This window comes from Methylosinus sp. RM1, assembly GCF_011378635.1.
Taxonomy (GTDB): domain Bacteria; phylum Pseudomonadota; class Alphaproteobacteria; order Rhizobiales; family Beijerinckiaceae; genus Methylosinus; species Methylosinus sporium.
On sequence record NZ_WOVC01000017.1, the window covers coordinates 17696 to 41207 of the forward strand.

Annotated in this window: 20 protein-coding genes; 10 read left to right on the forward strand and 10 right to left on the reverse strand. The window is 62.6% G+C overall.

All coding sequences use genetic code 11. The features are described 5' to 3' along the window. Positions 1 to 107 precede the first annotated feature (107 nt). From FMZ75_RS13015 to FMZ75_RS13045, 7 genes are all read right to left on the reverse strand, one after another. On the reverse strand, positions 108 to 1004 hold the full coding sequence (locus tag FMZ75_RS13015) for a class I SAM-dependent methyltransferase (protein ID WP_166143415.1): 897 nt from the start codon (positions 1002 to 1004) through the stop codon (positions 108 to 110). Positions 1005 to 1056: 52 nt separating this feature from the next. After that, positions 1057 to 1800, reverse strand: a complete 744-nt coding sequence (locus tag FMZ75_RS13020) for an SDR family oxidoreductase (RefSeq protein WP_142863596.1) — start codon at positions 1798 to 1800, stop codon at positions 1057 to 1059. Between the two features lie 9 nt (positions 1801 to 1809). Further along, complete coding sequence (locus tag FMZ75_RS22160) at positions 1810 to 2604, reverse strand: SDR family NAD(P)-dependent oxidoreductase (protein ID WP_370464716.1); 795 nt, start codon at positions 2602 to 2604, stop codon at positions 1810 to 1812. Then, entirely contained in the window at positions 2588 to 3739 is a 1152-nt protein-coding gene (locus FMZ75_RS13030) for an NADPH dehydrogenase (protein WP_166143347.1), read from the reverse strand. Before FMZ75_RS13030 ends, FMZ75_RS22160 begins: the two co-directional genes overlap by 17 nt. After that, a complete protein-coding gene (locus tag FMZ75_RS13035; RefSeq protein ID WP_166143349.1) occupies positions 3723 to 4949 on the reverse strand; it encodes an AfsA-related hotdog domain-containing protein in 1227 nt (408 codons plus the stop codon). The genes FMZ75_RS13030 and FMZ75_RS13035 overlap by 17 nt, the downstream gene beginning before the upstream one ends. Positions 4950 to 5062: 113 nt before the next feature. Then, positions 5063 to 5791: a hypothetical protein gene (locus tag FMZ75_RS13040; RefSeq protein ID WP_166143351.1), complete on the reverse strand. Its 729-nt coding sequence runs from the start codon at positions 5789 to 5791 to the stop codon at positions 5063 to 5065. Between the two features lie 197 nt (positions 5792 to 5988). After that, a complete protein-coding gene (locus tag FMZ75_RS13045; protein WP_166143353.1) occupies positions 5989 to 7110 on the reverse strand; it encodes an LLM class flavin-dependent oxidoreductase in 1122 nt (373 codons plus the stop codon). 425 nt (positions 7111 to 7535) lie between these two features. Here FMZ75_RS13045 and FMZ75_RS13050 point away from each other — a divergent pair, with 425 nt between their 5' ends. The 10 genes from FMZ75_RS13050 to FMZ75_RS13095 all read left to right on the forward strand — a co-directional run bounded on the left by FMZ75_RS13050 (position 7536) and on the right by FMZ75_RS13095 (position 19656). Beyond that, complete coding sequence (locus tag FMZ75_RS13050) at positions 7536 to 8504, forward strand: LysR substrate-binding domain-containing protein (protein WP_142863602.1); 969 nt, start codon at positions 7536 to 7538, stop codon at positions 8502 to 8504. Continuing rightward, complete coding sequence (locus FMZ75_RS13055; RefSeq protein ID WP_166143355.1) at positions 8505 to 8678, forward strand: hypothetical protein; 174 nt, start codon at positions 8505 to 8507, stop codon at positions 8676 to 8678. It begins immediately after the preceding gene. Continuing rightward, entirely contained in the window at positions 8678 to 9640 is a 963-nt protein-coding gene (locus FMZ75_RS13060) for an NAD(P)-dependent oxidoreductase (protein WP_142863603.1), read from the forward strand. The genes FMZ75_RS13055 and FMZ75_RS13060 overlap by 1 nt, the downstream gene beginning before the upstream one ends. A 4-nt stretch (positions 9641 to 9644) precedes the next feature. Continuing rightward, positions 9645 to 10802 (forward strand): acyl-CoA dehydrogenase family protein, encoded by a 1158-nt coding sequence (locus tag FMZ75_RS13065; protein WP_142863604.1) that lies wholly within the window; start codon positions 9645 to 9647, stop codon positions 10800 to 10802. Between the two features lie 182 nt (positions 10803 to 10984). Further along, entirely contained in the window at positions 10985 to 13303 is a 2319-nt protein-coding gene (locus FMZ75_RS13070) for a TonB-dependent receptor (protein ID WP_166143357.1), read from the forward strand. Between the two features lie 337 nt (positions 13304 to 13640). After that, positions 13641 to 14432, forward strand: coding sequence for a class II aldolase/adducin family protein (locus FMZ75_RS13075; RefSeq protein WP_166143360.1), 792 nt, complete (start codon positions 13641 to 13643; stop codon positions 14430 to 14432). A gap of 88 nt (positions 14433 to 14520) precedes the next feature. Then, on the forward strand, positions 14521 to 16158 hold the full coding sequence (locus FMZ75_RS13080; protein WP_207783431.1) for an ABC transporter substrate-binding protein: 1638 nt from the start codon (positions 14521 to 14523) through the stop codon (positions 16156 to 16158). Beyond that, positions 16155 to 17102, forward strand: a complete 948-nt coding sequence (locus tag FMZ75_RS13085) for an ABC transporter permease (protein ID WP_166143364.1) — start codon at positions 16155 to 16157, stop codon at positions 17100 to 17102. Before FMZ75_RS13080 ends, FMZ75_RS13085 begins: the two co-directional genes overlap by 4 nt. A 77-nt stretch (positions 17103 to 17179) precedes the next feature. Further along, entirely contained in the window at positions 17180 to 18019 is an 840-nt protein-coding gene (locus FMZ75_RS13090) for an ABC transporter permease (RefSeq protein ID WP_166143366.1), read from the forward strand. Continuing rightward, a complete protein-coding gene (locus FMZ75_RS13095; RefSeq protein ID WP_166143368.1) occupies positions 18016 to 19656 on the forward strand; it encodes an ABC transporter ATP-binding protein in 1641 nt (546 codons plus the stop codon). Before FMZ75_RS13090 ends, FMZ75_RS13095 begins: the two co-directional genes overlap by 4 nt. Positions 19657 to 19687: 31 nt before the next feature. Here the strand turns inward: FMZ75_RS13095 and FMZ75_RS13100 are convergent, their stop codons facing one another. The 3 genes from FMZ75_RS13100 to FMZ75_RS13110 are packed head-to-tail and all read right to left on the reverse strand — an operon-like array spanning position 19688 to position 23507. Beyond that, the gene (locus FMZ75_RS13100) at positions 19688 to 21685 is read right to left on the reverse strand and encodes an ABC transporter ATP-binding protein (protein ID WP_166143370.1); all 1998 of its coding nucleotides are present in this window, start codon (positions 21683 to 21685) and stop codon (positions 19688 to 19690) included. Then, on the reverse strand, positions 21682 to 22593 hold the full coding sequence (locus FMZ75_RS13105; protein WP_207783432.1) for an ABC transporter permease: 912 nt from the start codon (positions 22591 to 22593) through the stop codon (positions 21682 to 21684). The genes FMZ75_RS13100 and FMZ75_RS13105 overlap by 4 nt, the downstream gene beginning before the upstream one ends. Beyond that, positions 22590 to 23507 carry an ABC transporter permease gene (locus FMZ75_RS13110; protein WP_166143372.1) on the reverse strand — a complete coding sequence of 306 codons (918 nt, stop codon included), beginning with the start codon at positions 23505 to 23507 and terminating at the stop codon, positions 22590 to 22592. The genes FMZ75_RS13105 and FMZ75_RS13110 overlap by 4 nt, the downstream gene beginning before the upstream one ends. Positions 23508 to 23512: the final 5 nt, after the last annotated feature.

Genomic DNA, 23512 nt, shown 5'->3' on the forward strand with positions numbered 1-23512 from the left:
GTTCGAAGTCCATTTCGAAGGCCTCGTTACGACTTCCGGCCGCTCTCGCCGCTTTTACCGATCGTCATCCTAACGGAGGTCGTCGCCTATCGACAAAGCAGTAATTTTTAGGACACGAGTGACGATTCGTCATTCGACGGATTGAGGCCGAATTCTGCGGACGGCATCCGCGACCTATCGCCTCGTCCACCTTCCAGAGTGCATATCCGATAATAATCGAATATTCGCGAATCCGGCGTCTTGCCTGGCCAATAGCGTCGATAAAGCTCCGCGATGGAAAATCGATCGGAGACCTGAGCGCCGATTTTGCCGGCGAGCGACCCGATATCACTGACGCCATAGGTCCAAGGCGCACCCATCGCCGCAAAACGCGCCACGACCGCGGCCGTCTCCGGATCACCGGTTTCGTTGGCGATCAATTCCTGTGCGACATAATCAAAAGAAATCGAAAATCGCAGTACATTTTGCGCAATACAGTCGAGAACGAGCGAAACCGCCGAGGCGTCGAGATAGGCCGTATTCCCTTCCCAGATAAAATGGCTCGGCTGTGAAAAATCGAAACCATTACGCCGAAGAAGCGTGGGGAGATCATCCGCGATGTAGTCGCCGGAAATATAGACCGCTCCCGGATCCACCCCGTTCTCTTGCAGGCGGGCGCTTTTGAAAGCGAGCGTCGCGCCATTGTCGATCTCGAAATAGGTGACCCCCGACGAGGCTTTTCTTTGAGCGCGAGTGTCCAATCCGGCGCCGAGGATCACGACTTGGCGAAAGCCGATCTGCAATTGCCGATCGAGCCAGTCGTCGACATAGCGGGTTCTCACACGAACACTCGCCTTCCATTGCGGAAAGGAGACGAAAATGCGATCAGCCGCACGCTTCGATTCCTCATCCAGGAACAAATGCACGATAGGGTCACGATAGAGAGGATGATCTTCGAGATTTTCCTCGGCGCGACACTCCGCGGCGACGAAGGCCGTGCCGGCAACGTTCTGGATGCGAGACATACTGGATCTCCGATTTGGCATGAGTGTGCAAATGAGGTGCATTATCTATTCGTCAGTTCGAACAAGAATGGATCAACTCCCGAATCTCTTTGAAAAGACCCGATTGCAATCCAAGCTGCGTGCGTTGTTCGAGGATTGCCGCGAGATGTCGCGCGCGTTCGTCCGGAGACGATAGATATCCGGGAATCTTCTTCGCCCGACCACGTAGCGCCACGAGATCGTCGAAGCGGTCATCGGCCTGCATGATCGTTTTCGCGACCTTGGTGTCGACATTGCAAAGGCCGAGAACCGCAAAGAAAATATCCGGATTTTCGATGCCATAGACTTGCGCCAAGGCGTTCATTGCCGCCTTGGACACAGCATAGGACAGCATGCCGGCGCGGGGCCGAAGCGCTGAAATCGATGCCGAGAACACCACGCATCGCGGTCGTTCGGCGCGAGACAGGCAAGCGTCCAAAACGGCTTTGACGGCCACCAGATTGATCGCCAAAATCTCCTGAAACTCGACGATCGGCGTCTCGTCTGCCCGCTTCGGCGGCGATCCGAATGTGCCCGCGTTGAGAAACACGATCTCCGGAGAGGCGTTCTCGGCCCGGTTCAACAGCTCATCGACCATGGCCGGAATCCCGTCGCAACGGGTCAAATCATATTGGACGAAGATCATATCCGGATGATCGGCCAATTCCTTGGGCGCGCGTCGCGAAACGCTGCACACTCTAAAGCCCCGAGACAAATAGAGCTTCGCGAGCGCGTGCCCGATCCCCGTGCTCGCTCCGGTGATGAAAACTGTCCGCACCTTCGCCTCTCAGAATTTTCCCGCGTGATAGCCGCCATCGACATCGAGAATAGCGCCAGTGACGTATGCGGCCCCTGGTCCGAGGAGATAAATAATGCTGTCGACCACTTCCTCTGGACGCGCGAAGCGCTTCATTGCTGTTACATCGATCTTTCGCTTCGTGCCTTCCGGATTTGCGGCCAATCGCTCGGCCGTGTTCATTCCCCCGAGAATTGGCCCGGGCGCAATGGCGTTCACGCGCACCGCGAACCCACCGTCATGGTCGGTCGCGTTTTCGATCGCGGCTACTTGCGTAAGAAGGTTCAACGCGGCCTTGCCGGCGACATAAGCCGCCTGATGGGGGATGGCGAGACGTCCGGCGCAGGACGACACATTCACGATAGCGCCGCCGGTTGTCCGGCGAATAAGTTCGATCTCGCGACGCAGACAGTAGAATGGCCCGCTGCAATTCACCTGAATGAGCCGATCCCAGTCGCGCGGATCCGTGCCCCTGATCGGGCGGTGAGGGCCGGTGACGCCAGCGTTGTTGACCGCGAAATGCAATTCGTGTCGCTCCGCGAGAGCATCGAAGGCGTCGCCGACGCTTCGCGAGTCTCCGACGTCGCATTCGATGAAATGGACATCATCGCCGAGGGTACTAGCCGCGGCTTCGCCCTTCTCTCTCTGGCGTCCCATGATCACGACACGACTTTGTAGCTCCACGAGCTTCCTGGCGATCTCGAATCCTAGTCCCGCCGTTCCGCCGACTACGAGGCTCGTCTTTCCCACGAATGACACTCTCACCTCCTCACGCGTACCGAACATGATCCGGGCGCTTGTATTTCGGATTCACGCAGCAATACACTCTGTCGAGAGCCGGGTTGCTCTTGTCACGAAAGCAATTGCCGTCGAAATGACATGCGTCGACAGCGCCTTGCCGACCCGCCAATGACTTTGCGACGAGATCATTGTCTGCGAAGATCGCACGGGTCATGCCGATCAGATCCGCTGTACGATCCGCGAGCAAGCTTTCGGCCTGCTCGATCGACGCTGTGAACCCCGCGAAGCCAATCGGCAATGACGTATGCGCGCGTATATGCCGGACTCCTTCGATCAAACGTCGCTTCTTTTCCGGCGTCGGATGTATCAGATAATGGAACGTCTCGGCGATCGACATTGAACACATGATCGCGGCCACGCCCACTCGCTCGAGTGCACGAACCACGCCGCCCAGAAGATGCGGTTGCTGTCCTTCTGGACCGAGGCAGTCGTCGATTCCCAACCGCACGGATATATCGATGCCGCCATGAGTTGCAGCGTGAATGTCATCGACGACCTCGAGGAGAAAGCGCGCTCTGCGTAGAGCAGACCCTCCATAGGCGTCCGCGCGTTGGTTAGTGTAAGGCGACAAGAAACTGCCTAGAAGATATCCGTTCGACGCCTGCAGTTGGATCATTTCAGCGCCCGCGCTTTGCGCGAGACGCGCGGCGCGCACGAATTGGCGGCGCACCGCCACGATGTCATGAACATCCATTATGCGTGACGTCCTATATTCTCCAGGGGCGCGTTGCCCATGCTGTTTCGGCGCGCTCGGCGTGAGCAGAGGCAGGCCGGTAAATCGGGTGCTGCCCTGCGCTCCATAATGCTGCAATTGAATAATGATCGGACAATTGCGAGACGCTCCATAGGCGATAAGCGGTTCGAGCCTTCGCGCCTGTGTCGCATCATGCAGGCAAAGACCGCGCTCGTGTAAGCGAGTCGATGGGTCGATAGAGGAATTTCCGAGGACGACCATCGCGCTGCCTCCGTCGATGACGCCCCGGTAGAACTGCTCCAATTCCTCGGACATGCAGCCAAGTGAGTCGGCCATGTCGAGGCCCATGGGCGCGAAATAGATGCGGTTCTTCAGGAGCAGGCGCCCAAGCGTCATCGGCGCGCTCACCTCAGGAAATGGCTTCATAGCGCGGCGCCGCCAGGTTTCCGGAACTCAACGGTTTGGTCTCAGAAGCGCTCGTTGAGACAAAATCTTCCTCCGCCGCGAAAAAGAAATGGGACTTGATCGCTTCTTTCAACGCGACTGATTGCTCACGAGACAAGGTGTCGAATCTCAGCACAACGCGATCTTCGGACACGTCGAAAGCGCCGATCGGAAGGGAGAGAAACCCGACGCCATCAATGTGGATCGATACACTCTTGACGTCGCTACTCCCCTCCAGCGCAGCCGAGCTTCTTACAGAAACGCCCTTCAGCGAAAGCATCTGAAGATCGGCGCGCAACGAGAGCCGCCCATCGGTAGCGACGAGCACATTGCGAAGAACGCGATCGGAAGGCGTGAACCAATGATTGTCGGGAAAGTTCAATACGCGCATGCGCTTGAACAAAGGCATTTTCATCGCTCCGCCCCGCAGGCGGACTCTCGCGACCTCTCGTCCATTTTGAAAAAACCTCGCCATCTTGTCGACGAATTTCGGTGTTTTGCGGGCAATGCCTTCGGTCTGGCTAATCAACACGTCGACTGCGTAAGTCGACTCGACATAGGAAGAGAACCGCACATCGAGCTCCGACATGGAAATCGACACCTCGCCGCGATCGTAACCGCTCGCGCTATAGAAATAATGATACATAGCTTGCCGCGCGACCTCGATGAGCATCAGACCGGGCACATGCTCATGCGATTTTCGATAAAAAAAGTAGTTCTTGGTGTCGTTCAACATTCTATATGAGTTGACTCGCGCTTCTTCCCATCGCTCAGTTTCGGCGAGCCTAGCCGCCAAAGTCGTAGCGTCTTCGTCAGTCACCCGCATTACGTTGGGCAGAAATATTCGTCGCAGATGTTCCTCGACACTCGCCGGCAGATAGGATGCGGCAAGATGCAGATGCTCACCTTCTCGGCGATAAAATTCAGCGAGATTCAATTCGAACTCCTGCAGAGCTGTCGCGGCGCTCAAGTCGATCGATCCTGGCACGCTACGGAGAATATACCGCCGCTCTTCTGATCGATAAGAGTCGAAGAATAATCGTCGATCTTCAGGGCCCCAATCATGGACGATCAAATCGGCCAGTTCCCGCTCGATATGAGCTGGGATCAGGGCGCGAACATTGCTCAACAGAACGTCGTCCTCATTGTCCTTATGGAGAATTTGCGGGGTAATCGGTTTTTGAAAGGTCATAGCGTCTGCGCCTCTTCATGCGATCAAAATGGCCGTTTCCTGCTCTTCGAGAACAGCGGTTCATTCGAACTCTTGCAAAGAGAGAGATTCACGACAGCGGTGCCCTCGGCTTCTCATGAAACGGATTGCTTCGATTTGGCTCGTGCCGCAATGCCCTCTTCCACTCCGCTCTGCCGACCTTTTCGTTCTGCATCGACGACGAGAATGGTCAGAACGATTCCCGGTACAATGAAGCCGAGCGTGATGACGAGACCCAGCAGCAGATGCGTATATGGCTCCGGCAATGTCGCGATGAACTTCGTCGGAGAAAGCCATGGTGACAATTGGATGAACAGCGCAGCGAGAAAGACTGCCGGCCAAGCGAGGCTCACTCCACGTCTCGCGGCGAGTCGCCAAGCCCAGACGACGAGCAGCGTGGAGAAAACGCCTTCCAGTAGCCAGGACCCGATTCCCAAGCTGGCCCAGAGGCCCCCGCCGAGATGGCGCTCGGCGTGAGGATAGAGAGCGAGATCGCCGTTGTGCAAAGGCAGGTCGAGCAGGAAGTGGGAGAAGCTGGCGACGCCGGCGAGCAGCGCCAGGCGCGTGTCACGATAAAACAGCGAGCCCCACAAAACCGACAGGATGATCGCCATGAGCAAAGAGTGGTCCCAATCGATGAAGGTCAAATCGAAATACAGATAGGGTCCGCTGGCGAGATTCGGCGTGACGTGGTCGATGGCTGTCATGACCGCCAAGCCATTCACGATATCGAGAAGACCGACGCCCAGCAGGATCGGCAGCGGCTTCACCCTCGGCGCCTTGGCGATGATGAGCAATCCGAGCGCGAAATGCCCTACGTACATGACGTGTCTCCAATTAAGTCATGCGTGTCGAAACAATTTTGCGACTGTCACTTGTGTCCGACCGCCGATCGAGAAGCCGGGCCTCGCCACGAAGGCCCGGCGCAGCATGACGATCGAAAGCGCGCGGAATGGCGTTCGATCCAGTAGAGCAAGGGAGGAGCGCCCGTCGTGAATGCGTCAACGGACCACAGTCTCGTTCATTCGGCGGCGGTGACGGCGGTATCGGCGTCGCGACCGGCAACCTCCAGCTTCACGATGGGGATCAACGCCCGGCCATAGTCGACGGCGTCGGAGAAGGGATCGAATCCCCGCAAGAGAAATCGAGTCACTCCGAGATCGTAATAATCCAGCAAGGACTCCGCCACCTGATCGGGCGTGCCGACGAGAGCCGTGGTGTTCCCGCTCGCATTCGGCAGAGAGACCATTTCGGTCCACAGGCGCTTGTCGACGACCGGCCCCTCCGCCGCGGTTCGCAGCAGACGAATCGTGCCGACATTGCTTGGGGCGCCTTGCTTCAGACGGCTGAGGCTGGAAAGAGGCGCCGGGCTCGCGCCGGCCAGCGCTTTGGCGCGCGCCAAAATGCTTTCGGCTCGGTCCCAAGCGGCTTTCTCGGTATCGGCCAAGATCGGCCGAACGGACAGGCTGAAACCAATCTGTTCCGCTCGTCCGTATTTTGCGGCGGCGGCCTTGATGCGCAAAATCTGGTCGCGCGTTCCGGTGAGCGATTCCGCCCACAACATGTAGACATCCGCGACACGCGCGCCGACAGCGATCGCCGCATCCGACGAGCCGGAAAAATAGATTGGAATATGCGGTTTCTGGACGGGCTTCACCGGGGAAAAATTATCGTTGAAGCGATAATGCTTTCCATCGTGATCGAACGGCCCTTCGCTGGTCCAGGCGGCTTTCAGGACATCGACGAACTCCGCCGTGCGCTCGTAGCGTTCGTCATGCGACAGGTAATCGCCGTCACGGCGCTGCTCCGCATCGTGACTGCCGCTGATGATGTTGACGGACACACGGCCATTGGTGAACTGATCGAGCGTCGCAAATTTGCGCGCCGCGACAGTCGGCGCGACGAAGCCCGGGCGATGAGCGATGAGTACGCCGAGTCGCGTGGTATGCGCCGCCGCGTGCTGCGCGACGACGAAGCCGTCGCCGACATTCGAGGCGTAGCCGATCAACACGCGATCGAAACCGGCGTCCTCCTGCGCCCGCGCGAAGTCTCGCACGAAATCGGGTTGGACCGCAGGACCTCTCGGCTCGAGACTCTCGGACGTCTCCTGATAATGGACGAAGCCGATGAATTGGACTGGCATGCGAGCCTCCGTGACTGAAAATCCGAGCCCCGTACCCTCGCGGGCGACCGTCTTACCCATCTAGATTAGTAGATTTTGAGATGTTGAATATTTCATTCGTCAAATGAGACGCTTGAGAAAAGCTAATTGGCTCTCCAGGCGTCGGGGAAGCGCGGCTCCGTGGAAGCGCGCTATTTCTCCGAAGCTTTGGCAGGAACACTCGATTGCACCGATGCGTCGCTTGCGACGGCCGACGACGTCCCGGATGCGGACTGGCGCCGGGAGGCTCCCGAACCGAAACGGAGCCCACGCTGAAATATATATAGATGACCGATATTGTGGACTAATATCCCTCGGGGTGCTACCTTGTCTACAGAGATGCCGGACGCCTCGCGCGGTCCGTAAAAGCAATTTGTTGCGTACGCGCGTCGCAAAAGAAAGTCTGCATGATGTTGCCGATCAACCTCGACATGGACGTTCTCCGCTCATTGGTCGTCGCCACCGACCTCGGGAGCTTCGTCAAAGCGGCCGGCCGCCTCGGCCGCACTCAGTCCGCGATCAGCCTGCAGATGAAGAAGCTCGAGGATCAGATCGGGCACGCGATCTTCCGCAAGAACGGCCGAGGCGTCGCGCTCACCGACACGGGGGACGTGCTGCTCGGCTATGCCCGGCGAATTCTGGCGTTGAACGACGAGGCGGTCACGGCGACGCGCGGCGGCGCAGTCGCGGGCTCGGTGCGGCTCGGCCTGCCTCAGGATCTCGCGGATCAATGGCTGACCAGCGTCCTTGGTCCGTTTCACAGCGCCTATCCGCATATCGTCTTCGAGGCGGTCATCGGACGCAGTCGCGATCTTCGTGAGCAGGTCGCGCAGGGGGCGGTCGATATCGCCCTCGTCTTCGGGGAGATCGGCGGAGCCTGCGACGAGCCCGACGCCGTCGCCTATCTTCCCGTGGCGTGGATCGGCCCGCGCGGCTTCGTGGCTCGTCCGGAGGAGCCCTTGCCGCTCGCTCTGCTGGACGCCCCTTGCATGTTCCGCAATTTCGGCATCGCAGAGCTCGACGCGGCAAGCCTCCCATGGCGAGTCTCCTTCACCAGTCCGAGCCTCCCCGGGCTTTGGGGAGCTCTGGAATCAGGACTCGGGGTGACCGTCCGCACCGCGTTCGAATTGCCGGCGTCGCTCTGCGTGCTCGACGAGCGCAGCGGCCTGCCGCCGATCGCCGGCGTGACGCCCTTGTCACTGTTGCTCACGCCCAACAGCCGCAGCGAAGCGCTCGAGCATCTGCGATCCATGCTGCTCGAATCTCTGCTCGCGCATCTGCCGGAAGGCGCGTTGCTCGGGCCGGCGCTGTTCCCGGAGCCCGCGCGCGCGGGCCGACGGCCCCGCGCGGTCCCGAGGCCCATCGCCGCCGAATAGTTGAAAACCAATCATGAATGGCTGAAGAAAAACTGGCTATTTCGCTATCCGTCGATCGGTATAGTGCCGTCGGCTCACGTAACGAACGGAGCGGCCGCCATGATCTTTCGTGAATACGAGCTGCTTTACGAAGCGCCGACGTCGGCGACGCCGGAGAAAGGCTCGTCGGCGTGATGACGGGGTCGTCTGCGACCACTTCGGCGGTCCTCGTCGCTCACCAGCTCGGCGAGAGATTTCATGCCGACGTAACGCCGTTGCTGCCGCCCGACGTCGCGCTCGCCGCCTTGTCGCCTGCGAATTTCTGGGATGTTCCGAACGCGGCGCATGCGCTGATCGCCATTCCGCCGCGAGGAATCGCACAGCCGGAAAAGCCCTCCGGCTGGCCCGGCAATCTGCGCTGGGTTCAGGCCGTCTCGGCCGGAGTCGATGAATTTCCTCCATGGATCTTCGATGCGCCGGTGGTGACGTGCGGACGCGGCGCAACGTCGATTCCCTTGGCCGAATTCGTCATCGCCAGCCTGCTGGCGGTCGAGAAGCGCTTTTCCGAAATTTGGCTCACCGATCCGCCGAGCGGCGCGCCGCCGGAGCTCGGCGCGCTGTTCGGCAAGACCCTCGGCCTGCTCGGCATCGGCTCGATCGGGATCGAAGTCGCCAAGCGGGCGCAAGCCTTCGGCCTGCGCGTTCTGGCGCATCGCCGCACCGACGCGCCGAGCCCCGTCCCCGGCGTCGAATTGACGGAGCTGCAGCCGCTTCTCGCGCAATCCGATCATGTCGCCGTCCTGTTGCCCCTGACCGCTCGGACACGCCATCTGCTCGATGCGCGTGCCTTCGAGGCGCTCAAGCCCGGCGCGCATCTCGTCAATATATCGCGAGGCGGCGTCGTCGATCATGCCGCTCTTCTCGCCGCTCTCGAGAGCGGGCGCGTCGGCTTCGCGACCCTCGACGTGACCGAGCCGGAGCCTCTGCCCGCCGGCCATCCGCTGTATGCGCATCCGCGCGTGCGGATCTCGCCGCACGTCGCCTACGGCGGGCTGCCGCTCCGCGAGCTGCTGGTCCGACAGTTCCTCGCAAATCTCACGCGATTTCTCGCCGGCGAGCCGCTCGCCGAACAGGTCCGCCCCGAAATCGGATATTGACGCCATGAGCTCAGCCAGGATCGAGCCCGATCCCGCAATCGTCGAAGCCGCCATCGAACTCGGCGCGAGATTCTCGCTCGACGCCGCTGCCCTCGACGAGACGGCGCGATTTCCAGTCGATAATCTCGCCGAGCTGCATCGGCGCGGCTTTTTCCGCGCCGTCGTTCCGCCGCCGTTCGGCTCGGCCGGAAGCCTCGTCGAAGCGCTGAAGGTCGTCTCCGCCCTATCGAAAGGAGAGCCCAACACCGGGCTCACTCTCGCGCTTCAATATCTCCTCCATTCGCCCCTGCTGCGTCTCGATCGCGATGCGCCATCCTGGCGGCTGCGCGCGCGCATCGCGGAGAGCGCCGTGGAAGATGGCGCGCTCATCAATGTGCTGCGAGTCGAGCATGAGCTGGGCACGCCGGTCCGCGGCGGCCTGCCGGCGACGATCGCCCGGCGGGTGACCGGCGGCTGGCGCCTCACGGGACGTAAAATCTACAGCACGGGCGCCGGCTATCTCGCCTGGAACGCGGTCTGGGCCCGTAGCGACGATGACGCTCCTCTCGTCGGCGTGTGGGTGACGCCGCGCGGAGCCGAGGGTGTCGGCGTCGTGAAGAGCTGGAATCATCTCGGCATGCGCGCGAGCGCGAGCGACGAGGTCACCTTCGACGATGTCTTCATTCCCGACGATCATGCGCTCGACATTCGCAGACCCGAGGAATGGGCGCAGCCGGACAGCGTCGAGCTCGCCTGGACCTTCGTTCTCTTCTCCGCCATCTATGACGGCGTCGCGCGCGCCGCGCGTGATTGGTTCATCGAATTCTTGAAGCGGCGCAAGCCGACCAATCTCGGCGCGTCTCTCGCCACGGTTCCGCGCCTCCAGGAGGCGCTCGGCGAGATCGAGCGGCTTCTCTACATCAACGAGACGCTGCTCTTTTCGACTGCCGCCGCCGTCGATCGCGGCGTAGCGCCTTCGGCGACGCAAACGAGCTTGCTCAAATGCACCGTCGCCGATAATTCGATCGCCGCTGTCGAGAAAGCGCTTGCGCTGACCGGAAATCACGGGCTCTCCCGTCACAATCCGCTGCAACGTCATTATCGGGACGTGCTCTGCAGCCGGATCCACTCGCCACAGAGCGACACCGTTCTCGCAGCCGCCGGCGCCGCCGCGCTGCGCTGATCGAAGAGCCGAAATTCCCTTCGACCGAATGCTCGGCGAATGATTTCGTCTGTACAGGATCGATAGTCGGGTTGATTTCGTCTGTTTCTATTTTTCGCATGTCGAATTGAGAATTACTTACTTTTTGCATCCGATCGACCATGCAAAAGACTGTGCGAGTTCCGACAAGTAAGGAGTCTGTCATGCGTCTGCGTCGTAATGGTCGCAAATGGGTCGCGGCGGGGTTCGGTCTCTTGTTCGTCGACGCGTCTTCGACTTGCGCGGAACCTCGCGCCGCGTCCGAGCAAACGGTCGTTCCCGACGTGGAGGTCGGCTCCAGCGGCCGAGGCCCTGATGTCCAGAAGACGCCGGCGGCGGTCACGCGCTTCGATTCCCGGAAAATCGAAAACCTCAACATCGCCAACACACGCGACCTCGCTGGCTATGTGCCCGGCTTGACGCAGTTTCGTTCCGCGGTGACGGCTTCCAACTCCAATTATTTCTTCCGCGGCATCGGCGAATATGACCCGCAGGGAACGCCATCTGTCGGCGTCTATCTCGACGACGCCTATTTCCCGCGCCTGCTCGGATCGCAGATCGACCTACTCGATGTGGAGCGCATCGAAGCGCGTCCCGGGCCGCAGGACACGAATGCGCCGCACAACGCCGAAGCGGGCGTCATCCAGATCATCACCCGCAAGCCGGACAACACGCTTCGCCTCATCGGAGAAGCCGGTTACGGCAATTACAATGAGCGTAAATTCAGCGTGCTCGGCAGCGGCCCGATCATCGACGACGAATTGTTCGGCAGCATTTCTTACAGCCATCGCGAACGAGACGGCACGGTTCGAAATCTCGTCACGAACAACAGGGGCAACAATATCGATCTCAACACAGTGCTCGGAAAATTGCGCTGGACGCCCACGGAGCAACTGGAGGTGCAGCTCCAGATCGACGGTGAGTTCGACAATGGACAGACGAAGTCGTACAACAATCGCTCCATCGCTGGAAATTCATCGAGCACGGCTTTTTACCCGCTCTATCCATACAACGACTTCAGTCAAGTCGGCGGGGCGCTGTCGATCGGCTACCGGATCGACAACAATCTGAATTTGAAATCGATCACGCAATTCCGCTATTTCGATCAGGTCGCGCTTTATGACAACACGAGCGACCTGTGGGCGCGCAACTCGAACTGGCTGCACTACTGGGACCGCAATTATTCGCAGGAGATTCGACTGAACGGCGAATATGACCAGCTCGATTTCCGCGTCGCCGGCTATTTCAACCACGACGAATGGTTCTCCGGCCGCCGCGCCAACGCCTATAATCCGGCCACAACGACCAACTATTTCGCTGACCCACAGGTCGCCACGACCTATCTGCCGAATATGCAGGAGCTGTGGCAGATCACGAACACCTACGCGATCTACGGCGAAGGCAATTATCATTTCACCGACGCGCTGAGATTGACGCTCGGCGGTCGAATCAACTATCAGGAGCAGTGGAACAACGATTACAATTACTCGCTCGTGAATGGTCAGACCTCGTCGTCGCTCGCGGGCGGCGCCTTTACGACAACAGACCCGTTCGCTGCATTTTATAATCCGCGCGGCGTGCTGAATTGGAGCGTGCGCGACAAGGCCGGGTGGCTCACCGGCTCGCCGAAGGTGGTCCTCTCATATCAGGCGACGCCGGAATTGCAGTTCTACGCATCCTTCTCCCAAGGCACGAAGGATGGCGGCTTCGACATGCGCGCCCAGGGACCGACGATCGCATCCGTGACACAGGCGTCGATCCCCTATCGGCCCGAGAAGCTGTCGACTTACGAGTTCGGCTTCAAATCTTCCTGGTTCGACAGCCGGCTGATCTTCAACGCCGCCGCCTTCTGGAACGACATCCAGAACGTGCAGGCGACGGCGCTAGATCCGACGACCAATACCACACATCGCTTCAGCGCCGGCCACGGCCGCTCGAACGGCGTCGAGCTGCAGGCGACGGTGCGGCCGAACGACGATCTCGAGATCGGCGCGACGGGAAGCTATCTCGACGCCTTGCTCGACTATTACGCGGGAACGACGACCTACGCCGTGCTCGCCAATTCGCCATTTGGCGCGAATTATGTGTATCCGACCGCCGCCCATTCGGGCTCGCGGCTTCCCTATTCGCCGAAGTTCCAGGGAAGCATCAACGCGACCTATCGCATTCCGGTCGATCTGCCGGGAACATTCAAGATCAGCGGCAGCGTGCAGGCGCAAACGTCCTACTACACGGATATCATCAATAATCCGATCGTCAAGATCGCGCCCCAGGCCTTCGTCAACCTGTTCGGCTCCTATACGACGCCGGACGACCATTGGACGTTCAAGCTCGCGGTCAACAATCTCTTCGACCGACGATTCGCGCAGAACTACACCTATCAGCCGATCACCAAGGGAACGGGTCTCGGTCAGCCGGCCTATTGGGCCGTCGGCTACAATGACCCGCGCTCGATCGTCGGGTCGATCCGCTATGCATTCTGAATATGGCGGCAAGGCGCGATGGGGGCCGTCCATTCTTCGTTGAGTTTCCTCAACCGAAGCGATCAGAAATTTGAAATTTTCCGGACGACGATGTCGTGGTGACAATGAATGTGGACCCACTCGAGGCGGCGACGGGGTGAATCAGAATGTCTCGTCACGGCGACATCGTCGCCGAACGTGTGAGATCACGGCGCCGCTTGCCGCGCCTCAGATTGCAGAGACGATGCCGATGCGTGAACCAGAGCGGGGCGCGGCGGGTGGATCGATCGAAATCATCGGGGGACGTTGTCCGGGGAGTCTCGACCGGCGAACTCGAGAGCACAGAAGGGCCGACAAGATGAGCGCGATCGCTTTCATTGTTTCGGAATCGGAGGGACTCGAGAGAAACGTTGGTCCCGAGGAGTGGGCGACGCGCGTGGAGCTCGCCGCGCTCTATCGGCTGACGGCGCTCCATGGCTACGACGATTTCCTCTACACGCATATCTCGGCGCGGATTCCGGGACCGGATCGCCATTTTCTGCTCAATCCGTTCGGGCTCTATTTCAGCGAGGTGACGGCGTCGAATCTCGTGAAGATCGATCTCGACGGCAATGTGCTGCAGGGCGAGCATGGAATCAATTACGCGGGATTCGTGATCCATTCGGCGATCCACGCGGCGCGAGAGGATGCGCGGTTCGTGGCGCATTTCCACACCGACGACGGCGTCGCGGTGTCGTCGCAGAAGGAGGGGCTGCTGCCGCTCAATCAGCGCGCGCTCGCGCTCCTCCCTCGCCTCGCCTATCACGATTATGAAGGCGTCGCCCTCAATCTCGACGAACGCGCGCGTCTCGTCGCTGACCTCGGCGAGAAGTCGCTGCTGCTGCTGCGCAATCACGGGACTTTGGCGCTCGGTGCGACGGCGGTTCGGACCTGGCTCGACATCTGGTCGCTCGAGCGCGCGGCGACCGCGCAAATCCGGACGCTCTCGGCCGGGCGCGAGAATGTGCTGATCGCGCCCGAGGCGGCGCAGGCGGAAGTTGCTCGCCAGCTCGAACGCCTCGGCGACGATTTTATCACCAACCACGACCGGCTCGCCTGGGCGGCGCTCCTACGTCGCCTCGACAGGGAGCTTCCAGGCTATGATTCATGAAGGTCCGTCGACCATGGCGCAACGCGGAGCGCTGGTCGCAGAGAGCAGGAGCGCCGAGGTGAGAGGCTTGCGTCGATGTTTCATTCGTATGTTTCGCCGCCACGCCGCTTCCGCGACGATTGTCGCGCTCGCGGCCTCGGCGTTCGTCGCAGCGTCCCTCGAGCAAGCGATCGGCGCGGGCTCGCGCGCCGCGACGTTGCGCATCGCCTTCAACGCCGATAATCCGCTTCTCACCAGCCTCGATCCGTTCCAAGTCTATTGGATCGAGCATCGCGTGGTGCTGCGCAATGTGGTCGAATCGCTCACGGATCAAGATCCGACCACGGGCAAGATCATTCCCTGGCTGGCCGAGAGCTGGGAGGCCGGCGCCGACGGCGCGAGCTATCTCTTCAAGCTGCGCGAGGGCGTGACGTTCAGCAATGGCGAGCCCCTCGACGCCGAAGCGGTGAAGACAGCCTTCGACGCCGACAAGGCGTTTCTCGTGACCTCCCCCGGAGCCTTCGGCGCGGCCTATCTCGAAGGCTATGACCATGCCGAAGTGATCGATCCCCACAGGATCAAGATCGTCCTGTCGAAGCCGAACGCCGGCTTTCTGCAGGCGACGTCGACGACGACGCTGGCCATTCTCGCGCCCGAATCCTACAAGCGCAGCGCCAAGGAGCGATCTCTCGGCGCGATCATCGGCACCGGACCTTTCGTCCTCGCCAGCTACACGCCGGAAGTCGGGCTCGAGCTCGTCCGACGCAAGGGTTATGGCTGGGCGTCACATGCGGTCGACAATGGCGGGGAGGCCTATCTCGATCGGATCGAGGTCCGCTACGTGCCCGAGGCCAGCATCCGTAATGGCCAGTTCACTCTCGGAGAGACCGATATTCTCTGGCCGAGGGATCCTTTCAGCGAGGCGGATATTCGCGTGTTCAAAGGCAAGGGCGCCGCGATCGCGAGCCGCTCGCTGCCGGGACCGGCCTATAATCTCTATCCCAATGTAGCGGGCGGACGACTGCTCGGCGATCCCGGCCTGCGCAAGGCGGTGCAAAAGGCCATCGACCGGACGAGCTATGCGAGGACGGTCTACAGCGACGACTTCCCCGTGGTGCAAGGCGTTCTCGACGTGACCACGCCCTATTTCAAATCCGAGAAGGAAAAGCTGGCCTATGATCCGGACGGCGCGGCGCGGCTGCTCGAAGCGACGGGCTGGACGCTCGGCAAGGATCGCTACCGATACAAGAACGGGAAGCGCCTGTCGCTGCTCTACGTTCTCTGGAGCAAGGAGACCGCCGGCGATCTTCTGCTTCAGGATCAGTTGCGGAAGGTCGGGATCGAGCTGAAGCTGAGCTTTCTGGTTCCGGGCGAGATGGTCACGGCGCTCTCCGCCGGAAAATACGATCTGGTGGGGCTCTATCTGACGCGCGGCGATCCGATCGTGCTGCAGAGCGTTCTCGATCCGCGCTTCGCGCCGACGGGCAGCCGCGCCGCGGCGCGCAACGCATTTCCGCCAGAAATCAGCCCTGCGGCGGAGAAATTGTTCGACGCGGGGCTTGTGGCGACCCGCGACGACGACAGGGCCCGCGCCTATGGCGAGCTCCAGGATCTTCTCATCGACAATAACCTCGCCTTTCCGCTCTTCGAGCGCGTCTGGCAGGCGGCGCTCTCCAGCAAGGTGAGCGGGTTCGCATGGACCGCCGAAGGTTTCGCGACATTGGGCAGCGTGAGGCGAACGCCGTGACGCGCTATCTCCTCTCGCGGACCGCTCAAGCTCTACTCGTGCTCATGGGCGCCTATACGATCGCCTATCTCATTCTCTATCTGCTGCCCGGCGATCCCTTGGCCATTCTGCTCAACGCCGCGGGCCGGGACATCGACGCATTGTCTCCTGCAGAAATCGCCGAGGCGAGAATCTTCTACGGCCTCGATGGGACGCCGCTCGAGCGCTATTTCGAGCTTCTCTGGAACGCCCTCCATGGCGACTTCGGCTTTTCGGCGAGCAAGAACGCGCCGGTCGCGCAATTGATCTTGGAGCGACTGCCGCAAACGCTCGCGCTGGGCGGGCTCGCCGTCGTTTTTTCGATCGTCGAGGGCGTCGGCTTCGGCTATCTCGCCGCCTCTGTGCGCTCCCCTACCCTCGGCCGCTTTCTCGCCCGTCTCCCGGCCTTCGGCGTTTCCCTTCCGAGCTTCTGGCTCGGGCTGCTGCTGATTCATCTGTTCGCCTTCACGCTCGGCTGGCTCCCGGCAGCCGGAAACGACGGCTTTCGATCGCTGATCCTGCCCGCCTTCACATTGTCGATCTACAGCGCGGCGATCTATGCGCAGCTCTTGATCCGCGGGCTCGAGGCGGTTTCACGCGAGCCCTTCATCGTCACCGCCCACGCCAAGGGCCTGACCCGAGGCGAGGTGCAGTTCCGGCACGCCTTCCGTAACGCCGCCCTGCCCATTGTGACGCTGGTCGGCCTCCAGATCGGCAACACATTCTCGGGAGCCGTTCTGATCGAAACGGTGTTCACTCGGACTGGCGTCGGACGCCTCGCCGAAGAAGCGGTCCTTCGGCAGGACATTCCGGTGGTGCTCGCCGTGGTGACGCTGTCCGCGGCGGGCTTCGTGTTCGTCAATCTCCTCGTCGACCTTCTCTATCCGATTCTCGATCCGCGTATCGTCCATGCGCCGAAAGGATGACGATAATGGTTGACGACACGCGATCCGAACAGTCCACGGCTCGCCTTCGCGTCGCGGGCGGCCGAGTGGCGCTCGCGATGGGACTGCGGAGATCGGCGAGCGGCGCCGCGCGCCTCGGATTCCTGCTGCGCCGACCGGGCCTCGTCCTTTCCCTCGCCATCCTCGCTTTCGTCTTCGTCGCTGCGGCGGCGCCGACGCTTCTCACATCCTATGATCCCTATCTGACCGCACCGGCCGATCGACTGGCGCCGCCGAGCGCCGAGCATTGGTTCGGCGCGGACGAGCTCGGCCGCGATCTGTTCGCGCGCATCGTCCATGGCTCCTCGCTGTCGGTGCAGGCCTCCTCGATCGCGGTCGGAATCGCCTTCTCGGCTGGCCTCGTGCTCGGAGTGATCGCTGGATTCGCCGGCGGATGGACCGATGCCGCCATCATGCGCTTCATCGACGTGCTTCTGGCTTTGCCGAGCCTGCTCCTGTCGCTCGCGATCATCACTGCGATCGGCTTCGGAACCATTCCGGTCGCCGTCGCGGTCGGGGTCGGAATCATGCCGGGCTTCGCGCGCACGACGCGCTCCGAAGTGCTGCGCGTCAAGACGCTCCCCTATGTCGAAGCGGCCCGACTCGGCGGCGCCAGTCGCGCGCGGACCTTGCTGCGCCATATTCTGCCCAATTCCTGCGGACCGGTGATCGTGCTCGCGACGCTCGATTTCGGCGTCGCCATCATCGCCGTCGCCGGCTTGAGCTTTCTCGGCTTCGGCGCCGCGCCGCCCGCGGCGGAATGGGGCACGCTGATCGCCAATGGACGTAATTTTCTCGTCACGGCCCCGTGGCTCTCGCTGATTCCCGGCCTCTTCGTCATGACCGTCGTTCTCGCCGCCAATCATATCGCGCGGACGCTCGAGGACAGGCGGCCATGAGCATCCGCCCGCCGCTTCTCAGCGTCCGACGCCTGTCCATCGCCTATCGCGCCGGCGGATCGCTCGTCGCCGCCGTCCACGATGTGGAGCTTTCGATCGGGCGCGGCGAGACGCTCGCCGTCGTCGGCGAGTCGGGCTCCGGCAAATCCACCATCGCTCTTGCGATCCTCGGCCTTCTCCCCGCCAATGCGCGGATTCTCGCCGGCGACATCTCGGTCGACGGCGGCTCGTCCGTCTCGATGGCCGATGTGGAGACGCTGGGCCTGCGCGGCAAAATCGTCGGCTTCGTGCCGCAAGATCCGATGGTGGGTCTCAACCCCACCATGCGCATCGGCGGACAAATCGGCGAGGCGGTGACGAAAGCGAGCGGCCTGCGCGGCCGCCGAGCGGACGCCGAAACCATCGCGCTTCTCGAGCAGGTCGGCATCGACGAGCCGGCGCTCCGCGCCCGGCAATATCCGCATCAATTGTCGGGCGGCATGCGCCAGCGCGTGCTGATCGCGATCGCCGTCGCCGGAAATCCGGCCCTCATCATCGCCGACGAGCCGACCAGCGCGCTCGATTCGACAGTCCAGAAGAGCATCCTCGACCATCTCGCTCGACTGGCCGGGGAACGCGGCGTCGCGCTTCTCGTCGTCACGCATGATCTCGGCCTGGCGGCGGATCGCGCCGATCGCGTCCTCGTCATGAAGGATGGCCGCATCGTCGAGCAAGGTCCGCCTCGCGCCATTCTCACGGCGCCCGTCGAGGCGTATACGCGCGCGCTCATCGCCGCCGCGCCGGCTCTCGACGGGAAAGGCGTTTTCGGCGCTCGACGCGCGAGCAGGCCCCCCGGCGTCGAACTCCTGCGCTTCGAGGGCGTGTCCAAGCATTTTGCCGCTGCGACGCCGGGGGCGCCGACGCGCGCTTCGACGGCGCTGGACGATGTCAGCTTCACCGTCCACGCCGGCAGAACCTCGGCGATCGTCGGGGAATCGGGCTCCGGAAAGACCACGATCTGTCGGATCGCGCTCGGCCTCGAAAAACCGAGCAGCGGCCGCGTGCTGTTCGAGAATCGCGACATCGGCCGATTGAGCTGGCCCGAGTTTCGGCCCCTTCGTCGGCGCATTCAGCTCGTCCAGCAAGATCCTTTCGGCTCGCTCGATCCGAGATTCACCATTGCCGAATCCGTCGTCGAGCCGCTGATCTCGTTCGGGCTCGAAAAGGGCGCGGGGTTGCGGGCCGCCGCGAGCCGACTGATCGATCTCGTCCAGCTTCCGCGCGAGACAGCGAGCCGCTATCCGCGCGAATTGTCTGGCGGCCAGCGACAACGCGTCGCGATCGCACGCGCTCTCGCGCCGGGGCCAGATCTGGTGTTCCTGGACGAGCCGGTCTCGGCGCTCGATGTCTTGATCCAGTCGCAGATTCTCGCTTTGCTCGATGAATTGCAACACGCGCTCGGCGTCGCCTATGTTCTCGTGTCACACGATCTTTCCGTCGTGGCTTCTATCGCCGATCAAATCGTCGTCATGCGCAAAGGCAGAATCGTCGAGCAGGGGCCGACCGCCGAAATTTTCCGCGATCCGACCCATCCCTACACTCGGGAACTGCTCGACGCCGCGCCCGGTCGCCGCTCGTCAGCCCTCATCGCCATCTGAATCTGCGAGCCCTCGTCGGAGCGCTTCGACGTCAGGCTGCGACATGACAAGCAACAGAGCGCGAATCCTCGTCCATCGGAACGAGAGTCGGCGTCTCTTCGCGACAGCGCGCGGTCGCGGCTGGGCAGCGCGGGTGAAAGGCGCAGCCGGACGGCAGCGATACCGAAGACGGGATTTCCCCCTCGATCGGCGAGAGGCCGCCGCGAAGACGCGGATCGAGCTTCGGGATCGCCGCGAGCAGAGCCTTCGTATAGGGGTGCGCCGGATGGCGGAAGAGCGTCTTGGCGGGGCCGATCTCGACGAGCCGACCCAAATACATGACGCCGATGCGGTCGGAAACATGGCGCACGACGTCGAGCCCATGTCCGATGAAGAGCATGGTGAGGCCGAGGCGCTCCTTCAGCTCCTGCAGCAGATTGACGATCTGCGCCCGAACCGAGACATCCAGCGCCGAGACGGCCTCGTCCGCGACGATGAAGCGCGGACGCAACGCAATCGCCCGCGCAATGGCGATGCGCTGACATTGGCCGCCGGACAATCGATGCGGATGCGAGCTTGCGAGCGATGGATCGAGTCCCACTTCGGCGAGCAGCTCGGCGACCTTGTCCCGCCGTTCCGCGGCGGTCCCCCTCTCATGCGTCGCGAGTGGCTCGGAGACGATCTCGCCGACGGTCCAGCGCGGATCGACCGAGCCGTGCGGATTCTGGAAGATCATCTGCATGTCGCGCCGCATCTGTCGCAGCGACCGTCCGCCGAGCCGCGCGAGATCGACGCCGTCGAAGGCGACGCGCCCGGCGTTCGGCCTCTCCAATCGCAGCAGCAAGCGGCCGAGCGTCGACTTGCCGCTTCCCGATTCGCCGACGAGGCCGAAGGTCTCGCCCCTCGCGATCGCGAGCGACACATCCTCGACGGCGCGCAGGCTCGCCCGCCGCGCGCCCGGTCGAGCAGAACCGATCGGATAATGCCGGCCGAGCGCGACGGCTTCGATCAGCGGCGCCGCCGAGGCCGGCAGCACCGCCTTTCGTGGCGCGGGCTCCGCGACCGAGGCCGCGAGGCGCGGGCTCTCCTCATGCGGATGCCAGCAGGCGACCCGCGCGGCGCCTGTCTCGACGAGCGGCGGCGTCTCGACCGAGCAACGCCAGCTCGACATCGGGCAGCGCGGATGGAACCGACAGCCGGTCGGCAGAGCAGCGAGGCCGGGAATTCCTCCCGGAATGGCGGGCAGCGGCGCGCGGGAGGGCGCAGCCTCGCCGATAATGGACCGCAGAAGTCCCCGGGAGTAGGGATGCCCGGGCCGCGCGAACAGCTCCACCGCGGGAGCGTCCTCGACGATGCGTCCGGCGTACATCACGACGATCCGATCGGCGATCTCGGCGGCGACGCCCAGATCGTGGGTGATGAGCAGCAGCGACATGCCGGTCTCGCTCTGCAGCTTCCGCAGCAGCCTCAGGATCTGCGCCTGAATGGTCACGTCGAGCGCCGTCGTCGGCTCGTCGGCGATCAGCAGATCGGGGCCACAGGCGAGCGCCATCGCGATCGACGCGCGTTGACGCATCCCACCCGATAATTGATGCGGAAGCTGATCTATGCGCAGCTCTGGATCCGCGATGCGGGTCCGGCGCAGCAGAGCGATCGCGTCCCGCCGCGCCTCCGCGGCGCCGACGCGTCGATGCCGCCGGATCGCCTCGATGATCTGGCTGCCGATGGTGAACAGCGGATCGAACGCCGTCATCGGATCCTGGAGCACGACGCCGATCCGTCGGCCGCGCAGCGCGCTCATCTCTTCTTGCGTTCGGAGCGCGAGATCGCGGCCGTCGAAGCGAATTTCGCCGGATGTGATCGCGCCGCCCGCATAATCGATGAGGCGCAGCACCGAGAGCGCCGTCACGGTCTTGCCGCTGCCGGACTCGCCGACGAGACAGACCGTTTCTCCGGCGCCGATCGTCAGATCGATCGCGTCGAGCGCCTCGAGACGGGCGCCGCGCCCTTGCAGAGCGACCGAAAGCCCGGCGATCTCGAGCCGCGTCATCGTGGCTCCCGCGCTTCGAGACGCGGATCGAGCCGATCCCGAAGCGCGTCGCCGAGGAGATTGACGGACATGACGAGCGCCGTGACGGCGAAGCCGGGAAAGGCGGCGAACCACCAGGCGACCGTGATATAGCCGCGGCCCTGATGCGTGAGAAAGCCCCAATCCGGCCAGTCGTCGACGACATCGAGGCCGATGAAGCCGAGGGCCGCTCCCGTCAGAATGGAATCCGCGACGCCGAACGTCGCCATGACGAGCAGCGCGGAAAACGCATGCGGCAGCACGTGACGCAGCAGGATCGCGCCATCGCCGACGCCGATCGCGCGCGCCGCCTCGATGAATGGGCGACGCGCGACGGCGAGCGACTGCGCGCGCATCAGTCGCGCATAGCGCGGCGCGCCCACTCCGCCGACGGCGAGGATGATGCTCCAAAAGCCCGGCCCGAGCGCAGTGGCGATGACGATGGCGAGCAGGATCGGCGGCGCCGACAGCCACAGATCGACGAAACGCATCGCCACGAGATCGAGCGCGCCGCCGAAATAGCCGCAGACGAGGCCGATCGCGCCGCCGAGCGCCGCTCCGAGCAGCGCGGCGAGCGCGCCCATCAGGACGGAGCGGCGCGCGCCGTGAATCACGAGGCTGAGCACGTCGCGACCGAAGTGATCCGTCCCCATCCAATGGGCGAGACTCGGCGGGCGCAGGATCGCATCGGTATCGAAATCGGTCGGGTCATAGGGCGAAAGCCAATCCGGCGCGAGCGCGCAGAGCGCGATCACCGCGATGACGAGCGCCGGCAGCGCCACCGCGACGGACCAAGGCGGATTTCGGCGTTCGCGCGTCGATGCCGACGCCTCGTCCTTCGCGATCGCGATCGATTCCCGCGCCTCGCGCGGCCCCACTGTCCGGTTCAAGATTCGATCCTCGGATCGATGAGTCGATGGACGACATCCGTCAGAAGATTGACGATGCAGAAGACGACCGCCGCGAGCAGCGTCGCTCCGAGCGCCATCGGAATGTCCTTGCCTCCGACCGCTTCCGCGAGCAGCCGGCCGAGACCCTGGCGCGCAAAAATCGTCTCGACGACAACCGCTCCGGAAAGCATCTCGCCGATGAGAACGCCGAACACGGCGACCGCCGGCGCCAGAGCATTGCGCAGAACATGGCGGTAGAGAACCGCGCTCTCGCCGAGACCCTTGCCACGCAATGCGACGACGAACGGCTCGTGCAACGCTTCGAGAACATTGGCGCGAACGAGACGCGCGAGAGGGCAAGCGGCGATGAGGCCGAGACAGAACGCCGGCATCACGAGCTGCGCCGCCGCGCCATTGCCGACCGCGGGCAGCCAGCGCAAGGTGACGGAGAACAAGAGGATCAGCAAGACGCCGAGCCAGAAGGGCGGCATGGATGCGAAGAGAAGCAGCGACGATCGAATCGCGTAATCGGCCCATCGGCCGGCATTGACGGCGCTGACGACGCCGAGACCAATTCCGCTCGCGAGCGCCAGAGAGCCGGCGGCGAGCATGAGCTCGATGGTGGCGGGCGCCTGCTCCGCCAGCCGATCGAAGACCGGCTCGCCCGTCGTGAAGGAAACGCCGAGATCGGCTTGCGCAAGTCGGACGACATAACCGATATATTGCTCGACGAATGGCTTGTCCGCGCCGAGGCGATCGCGTATCGCGGCGACGGTCGCCGGATCGGCGTCCGGCCCGGCGACGAACTCGGCCGGATCGCCGGGCAGCCAGAACAGAATGAGAAAGATGAGCGTGACCGCGCCATAGACGACGACCGCCGCGCTCGACAGACGCTGAAGGAGATAAAGGATCACGTTTT